Below are 17,464 nucleotides of genomic sequence, written 5' to 3'. Positions count from 1 at the left end.
CCCTGGGTGCCCAGAGCCCCCTGGGGCCCGGAGTGCCCTGGGTGGTCTGGGGGCCCGGAGTGCCCTTGCCCTGACTGGTCTGGGCGCCCGGAGCCCCCCGGGTGCAGCACCGCCCTGGCCACCGCTTCCGGGCGGTCCAGCATGACCAGATGGCCCGACGGCACGGCCGCCTCGTAGGAGGCGTCGAGCCGTCGGGCCAGCGTGCGTTGGCGCTGCTCCCAGCGGGCGGAGCCGTCGGGGGCGGCGAGGACGGTGACGGGGAGCCCCGGCGGGAGCGGGTGGCTGTCCCGGAGGGCGAGGAGTCCGGCGGCGACTGCGCCGTAGTGGGCGTTCTCCAGGAGGGTGCCGCGCAGGACGCGTGAGGTGCGGTAGACGCGGCGGATCAGTTCGGTGGGCGCCGGGTCCCGTCGTACCGACAGGCGGCGGACCGCCGGGCCGAGCGCTGCCGGGACGCCGGCGGCGCTGAGCAGCGCGCCGACGGCCCGGGACACGGCGGGCGCACGGGACGGGCGGGGGTGCTCCTCCACCGAGGAGTCGACGAGGACGAGTGCGGCGGTACGGGCCGGGTGGAGGCGCGCGAAGGCCTCCGCGTGGAATCCGGCGATGGAGTGGCCGACGACGGTGGCGGGGCCCGCGTCCAGTGCGTCGAGGAGCGCCGCGATCCGGTCCGCCTCACCCGCCGCCGTCGGCGGGGCGGCCGCGGGGGCGGAGAGGCCGTGGCCGGGGCGGTCGAAGCGGACGACCGTGCGGTACGGCGCGAGCAGCGGCACGACCGGGTCCCAGTCGAACCAGCTCAGGCCGAGACCGGCGCTCAGGACGCAGACGGGCCCCGAGCCCTCGACGACCACGTGGTGGGCCACTCCCCCGATCCGTACGAAGGTCATCGCGCCCGCCTGCGCGGGAGGGAGCCGGCGAGGACGGCGAGCCACATGGCCACCAGGAGGACCTGGAGCCGCTGGCCCGCGCCGAGCGACCACGTCCCCTTGCCGGCCTCGAAGGCGGCGACGGCCGCCAGGGTCCAGGCGGTGGCGGCGAGCTCCAGGACGACGAGGGCGGGGCCCGTACGGGCGAGGGGGCGCCAGTGGCCGTACCGGCGGGCGGCCACGGTCAGGGCGATCATCGCGGCGAGCGCGCCGGTCATGGCGAGGCTCGAACTGACGGCGTGGGCCAGATGGGTGGCGGGCACGAGACCGGCGGTCTCACGCGCCGCGCACTCCGGGTCGGCGGTGGGGGCGCAGCTGAGCGGGAGCCGCGAGTCGGCGACGGTGGCGGCCCCGAAGACGGCGAGGGCGATCCAGCCGCCGAGCGCCCAGGGGCCGTGTCTCCGGGTCGCGGCGAGCCCGGCGAGCGCGCCGGCGAGGACGAGGAGGCCGGCCGCCAGGTCGGTGGCGCGGAAGAGGCCGCCGAGGGGCTGGTCGGCGGCGGCGAGCTCGGAGACGTACGTCCGGACCGGGTCGAGCCCGGTCCGGACGAGGACTTCGAGCAGCCACGCGGTGTACGCGAGCGCGCCGAGGGCGAGCAGGAGCGCGGCCGCTCGCGTCGCCCTCGCGGGCACCTTTCCGGGCATGGTCGTTCGAACGTCAGGGGGTACCGGAAGGTTCCCTGTGATCGGGGTGGACCCAGCTCGGCTTGCGGTACTTGAGGAGGGCGGCCGGGATGACGACGCCGAGGAGGAGCAGGCCGCCGCCGACGATGAGCAGGTAGCGCCAGAGCGGCTGGTCGCCGAACTGGTCCGGCGGGACGAAGCCGATGACGAGCGCGGCGACCGAGGCGACGAAACCGATGCCGGCGACCCACCGGACGGCGGGGACGCGGAAGCCGCGCTCGACGTCCGGCTGACTCCCGCGGAGCTTGACGACGGCGACGAACATCAGCAGGTACGCGATCAGGTAGATCTGCACGGTGATGACGGAGAACATCCAGTACGCGCTGGAGACGTCGTCGCTGAAGGCGTAGAGGATGCCGATCAGGGTGGTGACGACGCCCTGCGCGATCATGATGTTCTGCGGGACGCCGTTCCTGTTGAACTTCTGCAGCGCGGGCGGCAGGTAGCCCTCCTGCCGGGAAAGCAGGACGAGGCCCTTCGCGGGTCCGGCGAGCCAGGTGAGCATGCCGCCGAGGGCGGCGCACACCAGCATGAGGCCGACGACCTTGGTCATCCAGCCGATGGAGAAGTGGTCGAAGAAGGCCTGGAAGGCCTGCATGAGTCCGGCGGTGAGGCTGAGCTGCGCCGAGGGAATGACCCAGGCGATGGCGAGGGCCGGAAGGATGAAGATCAGCAGGACGAGACCGGTCGCCAGGAACATCGACTTGGGGTACTCGCGCTTGGGCTCGCGCAGCGAGGAGACGTGGACGCCGTTCATCTCCATGCCCGCGTAGGACAGGAAGTTGTTGACGATCAGGACCAGGCTCGCGAGGCCGGTCCACGGCGGGAGCCAGTGGTCGGCGGTCATGGGCTGCGCGGAGGGGTTTCCCTGGCCGAGGAAGATCATGCCGAGGACGACGAGCAGCACACCGGGGATGAGGGTGCCGATGATCAGGCCGAAGGAGGAGAGACCGGCGATCGCCTTCGTCCCGCGCGAGGAGATCCAGACCCCGCTCCAGTAGACGACGATGATGACGATCGCGACGTACGGACCGTTCTCGGCGAGGGAGGGGTCGATGACGTACGCGAAGGTCGAGGCGACGTACGCGAGCAGACTCGGGTAGTACGCGATGGTCATGGCGAACTGGCACCAGACCGCGAGGAAGCCCAGCGGCTTGCCGAGGGCCTCGCTGACCCAGCGATAGATGCCGCCCGACCAGCCGGAGGCGAGCTCGGCGCCGACGAGGGCGGTGGGGAGCAGGAAGACGATGGCCGGGAGCAGGTAGAGGAAGATCGCGGCGAGGCCGTAGATGGCCATCGACGGCGAGGGCCGCAGGCTCGCGACGGACGCGGTGGTCATGAAGGCGAGCGTCAGCCAGGAGATGAACTGCCGCTTCGTGCCGTCGTCCTGGACCGTCGCCGTGCCACGGGCGTCGGGCCGCGCCGACTCTGCCGGGTCGTCAGTGGTCGTCATGGGCCCATGATCGACGGGGAGGGGATGGGCCGCATGTCGAGAGGGGGTCTTGCCGGGGCCTTGCCGCGGCCTTGCCGGGGCCTTGCCAGGGCCTCGTCGCGGCTTTCCGGAGCCTTGCCGCAGCCTTCCCGGAGTCGTCTCGGAGGCCTCTGCCACAGCCTTCCCCGAGTCGTCCCGGAGCCTCTGCCGGAGCCGCCCCCGAGTCGTCCCGAAGCCTCTGCCGCAGCCGTCCCGGAGCCTTGCCCGAAACCATCCTCGGGTGTTTTCCGGGACATCGCGTCGGTGTGACGATTACACTGGCCGAGTGCCTCAACTACGCCTCGCCCTGAATCAGATCGACTCGACCGTCGGAGACATCGCCGGGAACGCCGAGGCGATCGTCCACTGGACCCGGCACGCCGCCGGACAGGGCGCGCATCTCGTCGCGTTCCCCGAGATGGCGCTGACCGGCTACCCCGTCGAGGACCTGGCCCTGCGGCCCTCCTTCGTCGAGGCGTCCCGGGAGGCCCTGCGCGGGCTCGCCCGGCGGCTCGCGGACGAGGGCTTCGGCGAGCTGCCGGTCGTCGTCGGCTACCTCGACCGCTCCGAGCGGGCCGAGCCGAGGCTCGGCAGGCCCGCCGGCTCGCCGGAGAACGCCGCCGCCGTGCTGTACGGGGGCGAGGTGGCGCTTCGGTTCGCCAAGCACCACCTCCCCAACTACGGCGTGTTCGACGAGTACCGCTACTTCGTCCAGGGCGACACGATGCCGGTCGTCCGCGTCCACGGCGTCGACGTGGCCCTGGCGATCTGCGAGGACCTCTGGCAGGAGGGCGGCCGGGTCCCGGCGGCGCGCGCCGCGCGGGCCGGACTGCTCCTGTCGGTCAACGCCTCGCCGTACGAGCGGAACAAGGACGACACGCGGCTCGAACTGGTCCGCAGGCGCGCCCGGGAGGCCGGTTGCGTCACCGCGTACCTGGCGTCGACGGGCGGTCAGGACGAGCTGGTGTTCGACGGCGACTCGATCGTCGTGGACGCGGCGGGCGAAGTGATCGCGCGCGCCCCGCAGTTCGTCGAGGGCAGTGTGATCGTCGACCTGGAGCTGCCGGCGGCCGACCCGGGGGCGCCGGACGGCGTCGTGGACGACGGGCTGCGGATCGACCGGGTGGTGCTCTCCGAGAAGCCGCTGCCGGCGTACGAGCCGGAGCTCGCGGGCGGGTACGCGCACCGGCTCGACGACGACGAGGAGGTCTACTCGGCCCTGGTCGTGGGGCTGCGCGCGTATGTCGCGAAGAACGGTTTCCGCTCGGTCCTGATCGGACTCTCCGGCGGTATCGACTCGGCGCTCGTCGCGGCCATCGCCTGCGACGCGGTCGGCGCGGGGAACGTGTACGGCGTGTCGATGCCGTCCAAGTACTCCTCCGACCACTCCCGCGGCGACGCGGCCGAGCTGGCCCGCCGCACCGGCCTGCACTACCGCACGGTGTCGATCGAGCCGATGTTCGACGCGTACATGGCCTCGCTGGGCCTCACCGGCCTCGCCGAGGAGAACCTCCAGTCCCGGCTGCGCGGCACGACGCTGATGGCCCTCTCCAACCAGGAGGGCCACATCGTCCTCGCGCCGGGCAACAAGTCCGAGCTGGCGGTGGGCTACTCGACGCTGTACGGCGACTCCGTCGGCGCGTTCGGGCCCATCAAGGACGTCTACAAGTCGACGGTCTTCCGCCTCGCGCGCTGGCGCAACCAGGCCGCCGAGACCCGCGGGATGACCCCGCCGATCCCGGAGAGCTCGATCACGAAGCCGCCCAGCGCCGAACTCCGCCCGGGCCAGGTGGACACGGACTCGCTGCCGGACTACGACGTCCTCGACGGGATCCTCGCGCTGTACGTGGACGCGGACCGCGGCAAGGACGAGATCGTGGCCGCCGGCTACGACGAGCAGGTCGTGACGCGGACCCTGCGGATGGTGGACGCGGCGGAGTACAAGCGCCGGCAGTACCCGCCGGGCACCAAGATCTCCGCCAAGGGCTTCGGCAAGGACCGGCGCCTGCCGATCACGAACCGCTGGCGGGAGACCGCGGCCGGCTGACCGGACAACGGCCCGGCCGGCGGTCTTAGGTCCGCGTACCCGGCCCCGCCGACGCCCTCCCTGCGAGGGGGCTGTCGGCGGGGCCGAACGTTTCCCGCCAAAGATCACGAACCCCGCCCATCCGCCCGACCCCGTGCATAGCCTCGCTGCGGGCAGTGGCGGCACTCCACGCCGAACGCCGCGCACCCTCATGGCGCGCGGGCGGACCGCAGCAGTCGTGGGCACCACCGGGTGGACACCGGGGCAGTCCTGGATGGCTGACTCGTTCCAGTCGTCGGGGTACGACCCTGTCCGCGTGGCAGCGCACGCGCGCCCATGCCCTCGGTACTCGGCCGGGGTAGCCCTGTGACCGCACCGTGCGCGAGCCGGGCCGATCGGGCCCCGAGGAGGGCCCCGTCATGGCCGACCCCCAGCAGGAAGTCGTCGTCACGGACGAGAACGGCATCACGTTCCGTCTCCCCCGGCTTCCCGAACCACTGCCCGAACTGGACCCCAAGGGAACCGGGAAGCTCCGTCGGGCCCTTCAGGAGAATCCCCGCGTCAACCTGAGCAAGGAGGCGATCGAGGCGGCCGCCGGCCTGTTCGCCGACCCCTCACGGGTGGCACGGCTGGCCACCCATCAGGACGGCCTCGACGGTCTGACTCCGCAGCCGACCGGCTCCGCCACGCTCCTCGTGCTCGAAGGCCTGGCCTTCGCCGACGCCCTGCTGCCGGTGCTCGGCAATCCGCGCATCGCCCATTTGACGCAGGCTCCTTCGACGCCCGCCCAGAAAGCCCAGAACGACTCGACTCCGGCGGCCCCGGCCGCGGCGGGCATGTACGCGCCCGACGGCACGACCCTGCTCGCCCAGCTCACCATCGGCTACGACAGCGTCGAGGACGCCCGCCGGCTCATCCGTACGACGGTCACGGAGACCCTGAAGCAGCCGGGCGCGGACTACAGCGACTCGATCCTGGTCAACGGCGTGATGACGCCCGTGGAAGCGGTCCTCGCCGAGGTGACCTACGCCCACGGCGAGGCGCCGGTCGTCGTCCCCGCGCTGTACGACGGCACCTCGCGCTGCACCAGCGCGGCCAAGACCCGGCACGCGCAGAGCGGGCTCTCGGCCGAGGACCTCCGGGCGAAGGTCGCCGAGTCCTTCGCGGACGTCCTCTCGCTCAGCCCCCGCACGCGCCGTACGCGGTACGGGAAGCGGGCGCAGGACGTGAACGCCGCGCTGGAACGCTACAACCTGACGATGCCCGCGCTGCGCGACCGGATGACGCAGCTCGTCCCCGTCCGGCTGGTCGTGGGGGCGGAGTTCGGCCCGGCGAGCAACGCGTCGGCGCTCCCCGACGCCATCGCGACGGCCCAGAGCGCCAAGCACATCAGCGTCAATCCCTGGAGCGAGCCCGCCCAGGACCTGATGACCGCCGAGCGGATCGTGTCGCATCTGAACCGGCAGGGTCTCGTGTCGGGCGCGTTCGTCGGGCTGGTCAACGAGGACGCCCTCAAGGACGAGGACGTCGAGCTGCTGTTCGGCACGGGCGCGGTCGATCTGGTGCGCTACGACCGGTCGTCCGACTGGGTGGAGCCGCTCTGGCGCGCGGCGAAGATCACCCACACGCTGACCCGGCCGGCCGTCTTCGACGAGGCCAAGCGGTTCGTCCGCGGCGACCGGGGCCTGCACATCGTGCGCACCGATCGGTACGCGGGATACCTGGGCGTCGTGATCGACATGTCGTTCCGCTTCTACAAGCCGAAGACGACCCCGGTCGCCCGGCGCGCGTGGCGGGACGGCGGGGTGCTGTCCAAGGAGGTGCTGGGCTCCTGGGAGCTGGTCGTCGCCTCGGCCGCGGAGTTGCGCGCGCGGGCGCTGAAGGGGGACGCGGACGCCCGGCTGACCCTCCAGGTCCTCGCCGGGACGGCCCTCATCGCCGACGGCATCGTCACCCAGGACTCGGGCCTCAAGGTGTCGAGCGGGCGGGTGCCGTACCGGACCACTCCCCCGCAGCTCCTTGAGGAGCTGCTGCGTGCGCCCCACGGCATGCGGCAGGCGGAGGCCGTGCTGAAGCGGTTCGACCCCGATCGTCCCGGTGGCACGGGGAACCACGCCAGGTACACGTATCCGCGCGTCGATCACCAGGGGCGCGTCGAGGACGACGGGGCGGGCGTCGCCGTGCTGACCGAGGCGGACCTGCACTGGCAGGCCGACCCGGAGAAGTCCCTGCGGGAGCACGCGGCCCGTGAACGGGAGAAGGCGGCCGAGTCCCGGGCGGAGACGCCGGAGGAGCGCAATCACCGCCGCCGCACCTATCTGATGCGCACGCTGGGCGAGGCACAGCGCACCCTCGACGACCTGCACAGCCAGCAGGCGCAGTTCCCGCACGGGCTCGGCGCGCATCCCCTGGGGCAGCGGACCGACTGGGACCAGGTCCGCTCCCTCATCCGGAAGCTCGACGACACCTTGATCGACAGCCGGCCGCCGCTGGAATCGGCGCCGTCCGCGGGCGACGACGGGGAGGCGGACGGCGTCCTGTGAGCCGGCGGGCTCAGGCGGTTCGTTCCGGTTGAGTGGTCCGGTCGGCGGCTCGGGGGCCTTCCGCCACGACGCGGGAGGCCCCCTCCGTCGTATCGGCGCGGTCGAGCAGGCCCGCGACCGCCGCGATGGCGAGGCCGACGACCGTGAGGCCCGCGCCGACGAGGGCCGGGGAGGTCCAGCCCCAGCCGGCGGCGACGGCGGCGCCGCCCGCCCAGGCGCCGCCGGCGTTGGCGAGGTTGAAGGCGGAGTGGTTGGAGGCGGAGGCGAGGGTCGGGGCGTCCTTGGCCTTGCGCATGACCAGCATCTGGAGCGGGGTGGTGGTCATGAAGCCGACCGCGCCGAGCACGACGACCGTGACGAGCGCCAGCCAGGGCACGTGGATCGTGAAGCGGAACGCGACCAGGGCGAGGACGAGGGCCGCGAGGGAGCCGTAGAGGGTGGGGCGGAGCGCGCGGTCCGTCAGCGGGCCGGCGGCGAGCGCTCCGCCGGTCATGCCGAGGCCGAAGAGGGCGAGGACGACGGTGACGGTCGATTCGCCGAAGCCCATCACCTCGGTGGTCATCGAGGCAAGGTAGGAGTAGACGGCGAAGACGCCGGCGAAGCCGAAGACCGCGGTGAGCAGGCCGAGCAGCACCTGCGGGCGGCCGAGGGCCCGGATCTCGCGGCCGAGGCTCTGCCGCTCGTCCACGGGGACGTACGGGACGAGGCGGGCGAGCGCCGCCATGGCCACGAGTCCGATGACGGTGACGACGAGGAAGGTGGCCCGCCAGCCGAGGTGCTGGCCCAGCAGGGTCGCGGCCGGTACGCCGAGGATGTTGGCGACGGTGAGGCCGAGGAACATCGTGGCGACCGCCCGCGCCTGCCGGTCCTCGCGCACGAGCCGGGCGGCGACGACCGCGCCGACGCCGAAGAACGCCCCGTGCGGGAGCCCGGCGAGGACCCGCCCCGCGACGAGCCAGCCGAAGCCGGGGGCGAGCGCGGAGGCGAGGTTGCCGACGACGAACAGGGCCATCAGCAGGAGCAGCATCCGCTTGCGCGGGATCCGCGAGCCGAGCGCCGTGAGCAGCGGAGCGCCGACGACCACCCCGATCGCGTACGCGGAGACGAGGTGGCCGGCCGTGGGGACGGAGGTGCCGAGGTCGTCGGCGACGTTGGGCAGGAGGCCCATCATCACGAACTCGGTCGTGCCGATGCCGAAGGCGGAGACGGCGAGCGCGAGCAGCGCCAGGGGCATGGGGAGAGCCTTTCCGGATTGTCCCGAAGATAGTTCTTCGTCGGAACAAAGACTCTCAGGTGGATTCTTCCCCACGGCTTCCGGGGGATGAAGGGGAGGTTTCCTGTCAGAGCTTCACGCGGGCGGCGATCGGGAGGTGGTCGCTCTCCGTCTGCGGCAGGGCCCAGGACGACATGGGTTCCACGCCCTTCACCATGATCTGGTCGATCCGGGCCATCGGGAACGAGGCCGGCCAGCTGAAGCCGAAGCCGTCGCCGGCGGCGCCCTGGGTGGAGCGGAGCTGGGAGGTGACGGCGTTGAGGGAGCGGTCGTTCATGGTGCCGTTGAGGTCGCCGAGGAGAACGATCCGCTCGTGCCGGTCGCGGGAGATCGCCTCGCCGAGGGCGTTGGCGCTGTTGTCGCGCTGATTGGCGGTGAAGCCGGCGTTCAGCTTGACCCGGACGGACGGCAGGTGGGCGACGTACACCGCGACCTCGCCCTGGGGGGTCACCACGGTGGCGCGCATGGCGCGGGTCCAGCCCATCTGGATGTCGACGGGCTGCGCGGCGCGCAGGGGCAGCTTGCTCCAGAGGCCGACCGTGCCCTGGACGGAGTGGTACGGGTACGTCTCCGCGAGGCCCCGCTCGTACGTCGGGACCATGTCGCCCTTGAGCTCCTCCAGGGCCAGCACGTCGGCGCCGGACGCGGCGAGCCCTCGGGCGGTGCCCTCGGGGTCGGGGTTGTCGGCGTTCACGTTGTGGGTCGCGACGGTCAGGTCGCCGCCGGCGGAGGACTTGTCGGCGACGAGGCCGCCGAAGAGGTTGAGCCAGACCACGGCCGGGATCAGCAGGGCGATCAGGGCCGTGGCCGAGCGGCGTACGAGGGCGAGGACGAGGAGCAGGGGGACGAAGAGGCCCAGCCACGGCAGGAAGGTCTCGGTCAGGCTGCCCAGGTTGCCGATCGTGTTGGGGATCTCGGCGTGGAACACCATGAGGAGGGTCAGGGCCACCGCCGCGGCGGCGATCAGGACGCCCCGGCGCCAGATCCCGCGGTCGCGCCGGAGGTTGTCGAGGGCGGTCCGGAACCGGGATCCGGAACCAGGGCGCCCATTTCCCTCTCCGCCGTACTCGGTCTCCGTCATGTCCACCCGCGCCATCGCACTGTCCTCACTGCTGCCTTGCCGTCTTGCGTGACCCGGTGCCGACACTAGGCGATCCCGGGTCCGTCGTACTCCCCCAGGGACGACACTGGCGCGTGGCGGGTTCCTGCAGGTGGCGCGGTCGGCGCCCCTGTGACAGAACGCGCACATTCGTACGGTTCAGGTGCGGGGGCGCAGGCCCTCCAGGACGGTGTCGACGATCCGCTCGGCGAGGCCGGGCTGCAGGGTGCTGCCGGGACGGATGACCGTACGGAGGAGCAGGGGGCCCGTGAAGAGGTCGTTGACGAGCTCGACGTCGAGGTCGTCGCGGATCTCTCCGCGCTCCATCCCGCGCCGCACCGCGTCCAGGCCGAGGCGGCGGCGCGGCTCGATCACGGTGTGGTGGTACGTGTCCCACAGCTTCGGATAGAGCTGCATCTGCGAGAACACGTTGTGGAGGAGGGCGGAGGTCCGCTTGGCGAGGCCCCGCTGCCGGATCGACTCCAGGAGCGTGACGAGGTCGTCCCGGACCGAGGTGCCGGGCAGCACCGGGTCCGGGAGCTCCACGGAGCGGAGCAGGTCGACGAAGAGCTCTTCCTTGCCGGGCCAGCGCCGGTAGATCGTGGCCTTGCCGACGCCGGCGGTCCGGGCGAGCTTCTCGATGGACAGCTCGGCGAGCGGCGTACCGGCCTCCAAGAGCTCGATCGCCGCATCGAAGATCGCCTGCTCGGCCGCCTCACTCCGCGGCCGACCCCGGCGGGCGGGGGCGGGGACGGGGGCGGTCGGGTTGGGGGCGGTCGGGTCGGGTACGGGGGCGGGACCGGCCGGGGCGGGTACGGGGCCGACCGCGTCTGGCGCGGGACTGGCCGGGACTGGCGTGGGACCGGCCGCATCGGGCGCGGCCCCGGCCGTATCCGGCGTTGCCCCGGACTCGGGTCCCTTCGCGAGGCCGCGCTGGGCCGCCTCGGTCTCGGGACTCGGCTCGGCGCCGCCCTGTGCCGCCTCGCTCCCGGGGCCCGGGCCCCCGCGGCCCACGGGCCGTGGCCCGTCGTCGTGGGGTTCCGGGATCCCGCCGTCGTGCAGCGACACGAGCGCTCCGCCTCTCCTCCGGTGGCCGGCCGTCGGCCTGTCGACCTATCGACGCGCCGATTCTCCCGCCTCGGCGCCGGGCGCGGGCACGGAGGCCCGCCGGGCGGCGCCGTCCGGGGCGCCGGCGCCCGGAGCCGTGGCTTCCGGGGCGGTGGCGTCCGGCGCGGCTCCCGGCGTCGGCGCCGCGCCCATCGGCGTACGGCCCGGAAGGAACGCGGCCACCACCGCCGCGCCGATCAGGGCGATCACGGCCGAGGCGATCGCCGTGACGTGCATGGCGTCGAGGAAGGCGTCGTACGCCGGGGCCACGAGGTTCCGGCCGGCCGGGCCGAGCTTCTCGGCGACCGCGAGCGTCGCCTCGATGGACTCGCCCGCCGTGTCGCGCAGGGCCGCCGGGACGCCGCCGAGGTGCCCCTCGATCTCCCCGCGGTACGTGGAGGAGAGCACCGAGCCGAGGACGGCCACGCCCATCGCGCCGCCGACCTGGCGGAAGGTGTTGTTGACCGCCGAGCCGGAGCCCGCCTTCTCGCGGGGCAGCGCCTGCATGATCGCGACGGTGACCGGCGGCATGATGTGCGCCATTCCGGCGCCCTGGAGGAAGAAGACGACCTCCATCGCCCAGATCGGCGTCGAGGCGTCGAAGAAGGCGAAGGCGGCGAGGCCCGCGGCGACGAGCAGCATGCCGGCGGTACAGACGGCCTTCGCGCCGAAGCGGTCGACGACGAGCCGCGCCCGGGGCGCGAACACCATCTGGGCGACGGCGAGCGGCAGGATGAGGAGCCCGGACTGGAGCGCGCTGTAGCCGCGCACGCTCTGGAGGTAGAAGGCGGAGAAGAAGGTCACGCCCATGAGGGCGAAGAAGACGAGCGCGATCGCGGCGACGGCCGCCGAGAACGCGGGCTTCTTAAAGTACGCCATGTCGATGGCCGGGTGGTCGCTGCGCCGCTCGTGCAGGACGAAGACGGCGAGGACCGCGAGGCCGCCGAGGACCGGGGCGAGGACGGTGACGTCGGTGAAGCTCGCCAGCTCGCCGCCGCGGATGATCCCGTACACGAGGAGGACGAGTCCGAGGACGGAGAGCAGCACGCCGGGGATGTCGATCCGGCCCGGCTTGGGGTCCCGGGAGTCGGGAACCAGCCAGATCATGAGGCCGAGGGCGAGGAGCACGACGGGGACGTTGACGAGGAAGATCGATCCCCACCAGAAGTGTTCGAGCAGGATGCCGCCGGTGATCGGTCCGATCGCGATGGCGAGGCCGACGCTGCCGGCCCAGATGCCGATGGCCTTGGGCTGCTCGTCCCGCTCGAAGACGTTCATGAGGACGGCGAGGGTCGCGGGCATGACGAACGCGGCGCCGAGGCCCATGACGGCCCGGTAGGCGATGAGCTCGCCCGGGGAGCCGGAGAAGGCGGCGAGGGCGGAGCCGATGCCGAAGACGGTGATGCCGAAGAGCAGCACCTTCTTGCGGCCGAGGCGGTCGCCGAGCAGGCCGGAGGTGAAGAGGAGACCGGCGAAGACGAGCGTGTAGGAGTTGATCGACCACTCCAGCTCGCTCTGGGTGGCGCCGATGCCGGTGGGCGCGGGGGCGGCGATCGTCTTGACCGCGACGTTCAGGATCGAGTTGTCGAGGACGACGATCAGCAGGCTGAGCATGAGGACGCCGAGGACGGCCCAGCGGCGTCGGTGGACGGCCTCGGGGATGCGGCGCGGGGCAGGGCTGAGGACAGGAGCAGGGGACGGCTGCGACATGCCGACCACCCTAGCTCCATTTCGATACGAGACCGTCTCGTATCGAAAAACCTGACGGAGGCTTTACGGGCCGCGGGACGTTGCGGGACGTTGCGCCGACGTGAACAGGCCGGTGTGAACAGCGCCACTCCGGCCCACTTCCCCGCCCGCCCGGCGAAGTGCCACCATGGATGTGGTCCGGGGACGCCGTCAGGGCGCCTCGAGATGACGAAGGAGCCGTTTCCCATGACGCTTCAGGCTGCCCAGAAATCACCCGCCGACAGCAGCAAGGCGCTGTACGGCGGCAAGGGCACGCGCCGCATCACCGTCCACGACATCGCCGCCGCCAAGACGCGCGGCGAGAAGTGGCCCATGCTCACCGCCTACGACGCGATGACCGCCTCCGTCTTCGACGAGGCCGGCATCCCCGTGATCCTCGTCGGCGACTCGATGGGCAACTGTCACCTCGGCTACGAGACCACCGTGCCGGTCACGATGGACGAGATGACCTTCCTCTCCGCCGCCGTCGTCCGGGGCACGAAGCGCGCCCTCGTCGTCGGCGACCTCCCCTTCGGCTCGTACCAGGAGGGGCCCGTCCAGGCCCTGCGCAACGCCACCCGGCTGATCAAGGACGCCGGGGTGCAGGCGGTCAAGCTGGAGGGCGGCGAGCGCTCCCTGGCCCAGACCGAGCTGCTCGTCCAGGCCGGCATCCCCGTCATGTCCCACCTCGGCCTCACGCCGCAGTCCGTCAACACGATGGGCTACCGGGTGCAGGGCCGGTCCGACGAGGCCGCCCACCGGCTGCTCAGCGACGCCAAGGCGGCGCAGGACGCGGGCGCCTTCGCGATCGTCCTCGAACTCGTACCGGCCGAACTGGCCGCCGAGGTCACCCGCTCGCTACACATCCCGACCATCGGCATCGGCGCGGGCGCCGGCACCGACGCGCAGGTCCTCGTCTGGACCGACATGGCCGGTCTGACCGGCGGCAAGGTCCCGCGCTTCACCAAGCAGTACGCCAACCTCCGCGAGACGCTCGGCGACGCCGCGCGTGCCTTCGCGGAGGACGTCTCCGGCGGGGCCTTCCCCGCCGAGGAGCACACCTTCCACTAGGACCCGTCCGGCCCTGATCGGCCGGACCCGTCCTCGTTCCACGGAGAGATCCCCGGAGCCACTGCGGCACCTCCGACAGCCCGCCGACATCCCCCATCGGCGGGCTGTCGGTCGTCTGTCGGGGGATTGTCGGTGGCGGCTGGTGTAGTGGCTGCCATGACGCGATCACACACCAACGCCATCGAGGTCCGGGGCCTCGTGAAGCACTTCGGCGCGACGAAGGCCCTCGACGGGGTCGACCTGGACGTCCGGGAGGGCACCGTCCTCGGGGTCCTCGGGCCGAACGGCGCCGGGAAGACCACCCTCGTCCGCTGCCTGTCCACCCTCCTCGTCCCGGACGCCGGGACCGCCACCGTCGCCGGCTACGACGTGGTGAAGCACCCCCGCCAGCTCCGCCGCACCATAGGGCTCACCGGCCAGTACGCCTCGGTCGACGAGAAGCTCTCCGGCTGGGAGAACCTCTACATGATCGGGCGGCTGCTCGACCTGTCCCGGCAGGACGCCCGCCGCCGGTCCGACGACATGCTGGAGCGCTTCTCCCTGACCGACGCCGCCAAGCGGCCCGCGATGACCTACTCCGGCGGCATGCGCCGCCGGCTCGACCTCGCCGCCTCGATGATCGGGCAGCCCTCCGTCCTCTACCTGGACGAGCCGACGACCGGTCTCGACCCGCGCACCCGCAACGAGGTGTGGGACGAGGTGCAGCGGATGGTCTCCGAGGGCGTCACCGTCCTGCTGACCACCCAGTACATGGAGGAGGCGGAGCAGCTCGCGAGCGAGCTGACCGTCGTCGACAAGGGCAAGGTCATCGCCAAGGGCGGGGTCGACGAGCTGAAGGCGAAGGTCGGCGGCCGGACCCTGAAGATCCGCCCGGTCGACCCGGACCAGCTGTCCGCGATGGCCGCCGCGCTCCGCGAGACCGGTCTCGACGGCGTCGCCGGCTCGACCGTCGTGCCCGACGAGGGCGCGCTGTACGTGCCGATCCTCACCGACCAGCAGCTGACCGCCGTGGTGGCGCTGCTCGGCGCTCGCGGGTTCGGCATCGCCCACATCGGGACCCACCTGCCCAGCCTGGACGAGGTGTTCCTCGCGATCACCGGCCAGAAGACCGACGTGTCCGACGCGATCAGCGAGGAGGTCGCCGCATGAGCACGACCACGACCACGACCCCTGTCACCAAGTCCCCCGGCGACACCCCGAGGACGGCTCCGGCGCGCCCCGCGCCGTCCGCCGAGGGCCGGATCGGGCTGCGGGCCAACCTGCGCCACATCGGTGCCCTGGCCCGCCGCAACGCCCTCCAGATCAAGCAGGACCCGGAGTCGATGTTCGACGCCGTCCTGATGCCGATCATCTTCATCCTGCTGTTCGTGTACGTCTTCGGCGGCGCCATCTCGGGCAAGGGCAACAACGACGTCTACGTCAACTACGTGACCCCCGGCCTGATGGCGATGATGGGCATGAACATCGCCATGGCCGTCGGGGTGGGCATCAACGACGACTTCAAGAAGGGGGTCATGGACCGGTTCCGGACGATGCCGATCGCCCGGTCCTCCGTCCTGATCGCGAAGATCGTCGTCGAGGTCGGCCGGATGCTGATCGCCACCGCGATCCTGCTCGGCATGGGCTTCCTGCTCGGCCTGGAGATCCACACCTCGGTCCTCCACCTCTTCGCCGCCATCGGCCTGTCGATGGTCTTCGGAGCCTCGCTGATGTGGATCTTCATTCTGCTCGGACTCACCCTCAAGACGGCCCAGGCGGTCCAGGGCATGGCGATGCTCGTCCTGATGCCGCTCCAGTTCGGCTCCTCGATCTTCGCCCCGACGACGTCGATGCCGGGCTGGCTGGAGACCTTCACCGACTACAACCCGCTGTCGAACCTCGCCGACGCCGCCCGGAACCTGATCAACGGCGGTCCGGTCGCCCACTCGGTGTGGATGACCCTCGGCTGGGCGCTGGTGATCACGATCGTCACGGCGCCGCTCGCGGTCACCAAGTTCCGCAAGAAGACCTGAGGCACGGCACGGGGTTCAGGACTCGGCGCGCTCACTGATCGCGTCGGCGGCGCGGCCGAGCAGGGCGGCGGTCTCTTCCAAGGAGAGACCGTCGCCTTCGGCGTGCGCCGCCGCGAACTCGGCCTCGCCCAGGTGGGACCGGGTCAGCTCCGTGGCCGTGGCCAGGTTCTCCAGCTCCAGCGGCGGCGCCAGGTGCCCGACGGGGAGCAGGCCGTCCCTGGCCCCGAGGAGCATCGCCCCGTACCGCGCGGTGGGACCGCCGAGACCGGCGAGCGCCCAGGCCGCGACGACCGCGTGCACCCCCGGCATCTGCGGGGCGACCATCATCGACAGGGGGTCGAGGGAGCGCTCGTACGCCTGCGTGGCATGGGCGAACGCGGAGCGGTACCGCTCGTCCACGGCGTCCAGCCAGCCCAGGCTGCCGAGGGTGAAGCCCTCGAAGATGGAGAGGGTCTCGGACGCGAACTCCGCCCGCAGCGCGAGCAGGTGCTCGCGCGCCTCGGCGGTGCGACCGCTGCGGCCGAGCGCCAGGGCGAGGAAGATCCGGGCGCCGAGCAGGGGCTCGTGCCCCCAGCCGTGGCCGCCGGCCACGATCTCGCGCAGGATCGCCTCCCCCTCGTCGAGCCGCCCGGTCTCGACGAGCGTCCCCGCGTACCGGGCCCGCAGCAGCGCCATCTGCGACTGGGCGCCGATCCGCTCCGCGTAGCCGATGGCGGCGGCGAAGTCCTCGGCCGCCGCCTCGAATTCGAGCCGCCGCTCGTGGGCCTCCGCGCGGGAGGAGAGCGCCTCCGCCGCGCCCCAGGCGTCGCCGAGGCGGACGAAGATCTCCAGGCTCTCGTCGGCGTCGCCCCTCGCCTCGTCGGCCAGATCGGCCCGGTTGGCGAACATGTTCGCGCGCATCTGGAGGGCGTTGGCGAGCTCCCAGTCGTAGCCGTGCCGGCGGCAGGCCTCCACGGTCATGTCGAGGATTTCCCGGAGCCGGCCGGCCTCTCCGATGATGAGGACCGCGAAGACGGCGAAGGAGCCGGGCAGGCGGCAGGTCTGCGGCAGGCCGGGCTCGTACACGGCGGTCATCTCGCGGAGCCGCCGGACGCCCTCGGGGCTGGTCCAGCGCCCGGTCTCGTGGTCCATGTTGAGGAGTTCGACGAGCCGCACCCCGCGCCGGGCCTCCCAGCGCTGCTCCTCGGAGAGCGGCGGCGGCGCGGCCGTGCACGGCTCGTGCAGGGGGACGACGGGGGCGGCGGGCGGCGTGAACGGGTCGGGTCCGAGGGACGCGGTGGCCCGGGCCCACTGCAGGGCGTCGGTGCGGAGGTCGCGCATCTGCCAGTACCAGAGCAGGGAGTGGACGAGGACGAGCGCCTCGTCCTCGTCGCGGGCGGCGACGGCCCGGCGCAGCGCGGTGCGGAGGTTGCCGTACTCGGTCCCGAAGCGGGCGATGGCGGCGACCTGTCCGGAGCCGCGGAGCTCGGGGTCGGTACGACGGGCCAGCTCGCGGTAGTACGCGAGATGCCGCCGCTCCGTCGCCGCC

At 72.4% G+C, this 17,464-nt stretch carries 10 protein-coding genes and 3 pseudogenes; 5 read left to right on the top strand and 8 right to left on the bottom strand.

All coding sequences use genetic code 11. The features are described 5' to 3' along the window. Positions 1–98: 98 nt before the first annotated feature. The 3 genes and pseudogenes from ASC82_RS11210 to ASC82_RS11200 form a co-directional block, all read right to left on the bottom strand. Positions 99–884: pseudogene (locus ASC82_RS11210) on the bottom strand (alpha/beta hydrolase); the annotation flags it as partial. Further along, entirely contained in the window at positions 881–1,567 is a 687-nt protein-coding gene (locus tag ASC82_RS11205; protein WP_056645011.1) for a DUF998 domain-containing protein, read from the bottom strand. The gene ASC82_RS11205 and the pseudogene ASC82_RS11210, both read right to left, overlap by 4 nt. A 13-nt stretch (positions 1,568–1,580) precedes the next feature. After that, on the bottom strand, positions 1,581–3,059 hold the full coding sequence (locus tag ASC82_RS11200; protein ID WP_056645007.1) for an APC family permease: 1,479 nt from the start codon (positions 3,057–3,059) through the stop codon (positions 1,581–1,583). A 304-nt stretch (positions 3,060–3,363) separates the two neighbouring features. Between ASC82_RS11200 and ASC82_RS11195 the strand changes: the two genes are divergently transcribed. Further along, complete coding sequence (locus tag ASC82_RS11195; protein WP_056645003.1) at positions 3,364–5,124, top strand: NAD+ synthase; 1,761 nt, start codon at positions 3,364–3,366, stop codon at positions 5,122–5,124. A gap of 398 nt (positions 5,125–5,522) precedes the next feature. Beyond that, positions 5,523–7,646 (top strand): hypothetical protein, encoded by a 2,124-nt coding sequence (locus ASC82_RS11190; protein WP_056645001.1) that lies wholly within the window; start codon positions 5,523–5,525, stop codon positions 7,644–7,646. Positions 7,647–7,656: 10 nt separating this feature from the next. Here ASC82_RS11190 and ASC82_RS11185 read toward each other — a convergent pair whose 3' ends face one another. The 4 genes and pseudogenes from ASC82_RS11185 to ASC82_RS11170 all read right to left on the bottom strand — a co-directional run bounded on the left by ASC82_RS11185 (position 7,657) and on the right by ASC82_RS11170 (position 12,835). Beyond that, the gene (locus tag ASC82_RS11185; RefSeq protein WP_056644998.1) at positions 7,657–8,880 is read right to left on the bottom strand and encodes an MFS transporter; all 1,224 of its coding nucleotides are present in this window, start codon (positions 8,878–8,880) and stop codon (positions 7,657–7,659) included. A gap of 106 nt (positions 8,881–8,986) precedes the next feature. Continuing rightward, positions 8,987–10,015 (bottom strand): endonuclease/exonuclease/phosphatase family protein, encoded by a 1,029-nt coding sequence (locus ASC82_RS11180; protein WP_056644995.1) that lies wholly within the window; start codon positions 10,013–10,015, stop codon positions 8,987–8,989. Positions 10,016–10,177: 162 nt separating this feature from the next. Further along, positions 10,178–10,756, bottom strand: a pseudogene (locus ASC82_RS30605) (TetR/AcrR family transcriptional regulator); the annotation flags it as partial. A gap of 375 nt (positions 10,757–11,131) precedes the next feature. Further along, positions 11,132–12,835: an MFS transporter gene (locus tag ASC82_RS11170; RefSeq protein ID WP_056646311.1), complete on the bottom strand. Its 1,704-nt coding sequence runs from the start codon at positions 12,833–12,835 to the stop codon at positions 11,132–11,134. Between the two features lie 225 nt (positions 12,836–13,060). On the opposite strand from ASC82_RS11170, the gene panB reads away from it, so the two are divergent. From panB to ASC82_RS11155, 3 genes are all read left to right on the top strand, one after another. After that, positions 13,061–13,924 carry a 3-methyl-2-oxobutanoate hydroxymethyltransferase gene (gene panB, locus ASC82_RS11165; RefSeq protein WP_056644993.1) on the top strand — a complete coding sequence of 288 codons (864 nt, stop codon included), beginning with the start codon at positions 13,061–13,063 and terminating at the stop codon, positions 13,922–13,924. 156 nt (positions 13,925–14,080) lie between these two features. Beyond that, on the top strand, positions 14,081–15,073 hold the full coding sequence (locus tag ASC82_RS11160; protein WP_056644989.1) for an ATP-binding cassette domain-containing protein: 993 nt from the start codon (positions 14,081–14,083) through the stop codon (positions 15,071–15,073). Beyond that, on the top strand, positions 15,070–15,936 hold the full coding sequence (locus ASC82_RS11155; RefSeq protein ID WP_056644986.1) for an ABC transporter permease: 867 nt from the start codon (positions 15,070–15,072) through the stop codon (positions 15,934–15,936). The genes ASC82_RS11160 and ASC82_RS11155 overlap by 4 nt, the downstream gene beginning before the upstream one ends. 15 nt (positions 15,937–15,951) lie before the next feature. Here ASC82_RS11155 and ASC82_RS11150 read toward each other — a convergent pair. Then, positions 15,952–17,464, bottom strand: a pseudogene (locus ASC82_RS11150) (AfsR family transcriptional regulator); the annotation flags it as partial.

This window comes from Streptomyces sp. Root431 (assembly GCF_001426585.1).
GTDB classification, from domain to species: domain Bacteria; phylum Actinomycetota; class Actinomycetes; order Streptomycetales; family Streptomycetaceae; genus Streptomyces; species Streptomyces stackebrandtii.
This window is presented reverse-complemented; position numbering and strand designations above follow the sequence as displayed.

Coding starts and splice junctions, on each gene's coding strand:
- ASC82_RS11205 (WP_056645011.1), bottom strand. CDS start 1,567: ATGCCCGGAAAGGTGCCCGCGAGGGCGACGCGAGCGGCCGCGCTCCTG.
- ASC82_RS11200 (WP_056645007.1), bottom strand. CDS start 3,059: ATGACGACCACTGACGACCCGGCAGAGTCGGCGCGGCCCGACGCCCGT.
- ASC82_RS11190 (WP_056645001.1), top strand. CDS start 5,523: ATGGCCGACCCCCAGCAGGAAGTCGTCGTCACGGACGAGAACGGCATC.
- ASC82_RS11185 (WP_056644998.1), bottom strand. CDS start 8,880: ATGCCCCTGGCGCTGCTCGCGCTCGCCGTCTCCGCCTTCGGCATCGGC.
- ASC82_RS11180 (WP_056644995.1), bottom strand. CDS start 10,015: ATGGCGCGGGTGGACATGACGGAGACCGAGTACGGCGGAGAGGGAAAT.
- ASC82_RS11170 (WP_056646311.1), bottom strand. CDS start 12,835: ATGTCGCAGCCGTCCCCTGCTCCTGTCCTCAGCCCTGCCCCGCGCCGC.
- panB (WP_056644993.1), top strand. CDS start 13,061: ATGACGCTTCAGGCTGCCCAGAAATCACCCGCCGACAGCAGCAAGGCG.
- ASC82_RS11160 (WP_056644989.1), top strand. CDS start 14,081: ATGACGCGATCACACACCAACGCCATCGAGGTCCGGGGCCTCGTGAAG.
- ASC82_RS11155 (WP_056644986.1), top strand. CDS start 15,070: ATGAGCACGACCACGACCACGACCCCTGTCACCAAGTCCCCCGGCGAC.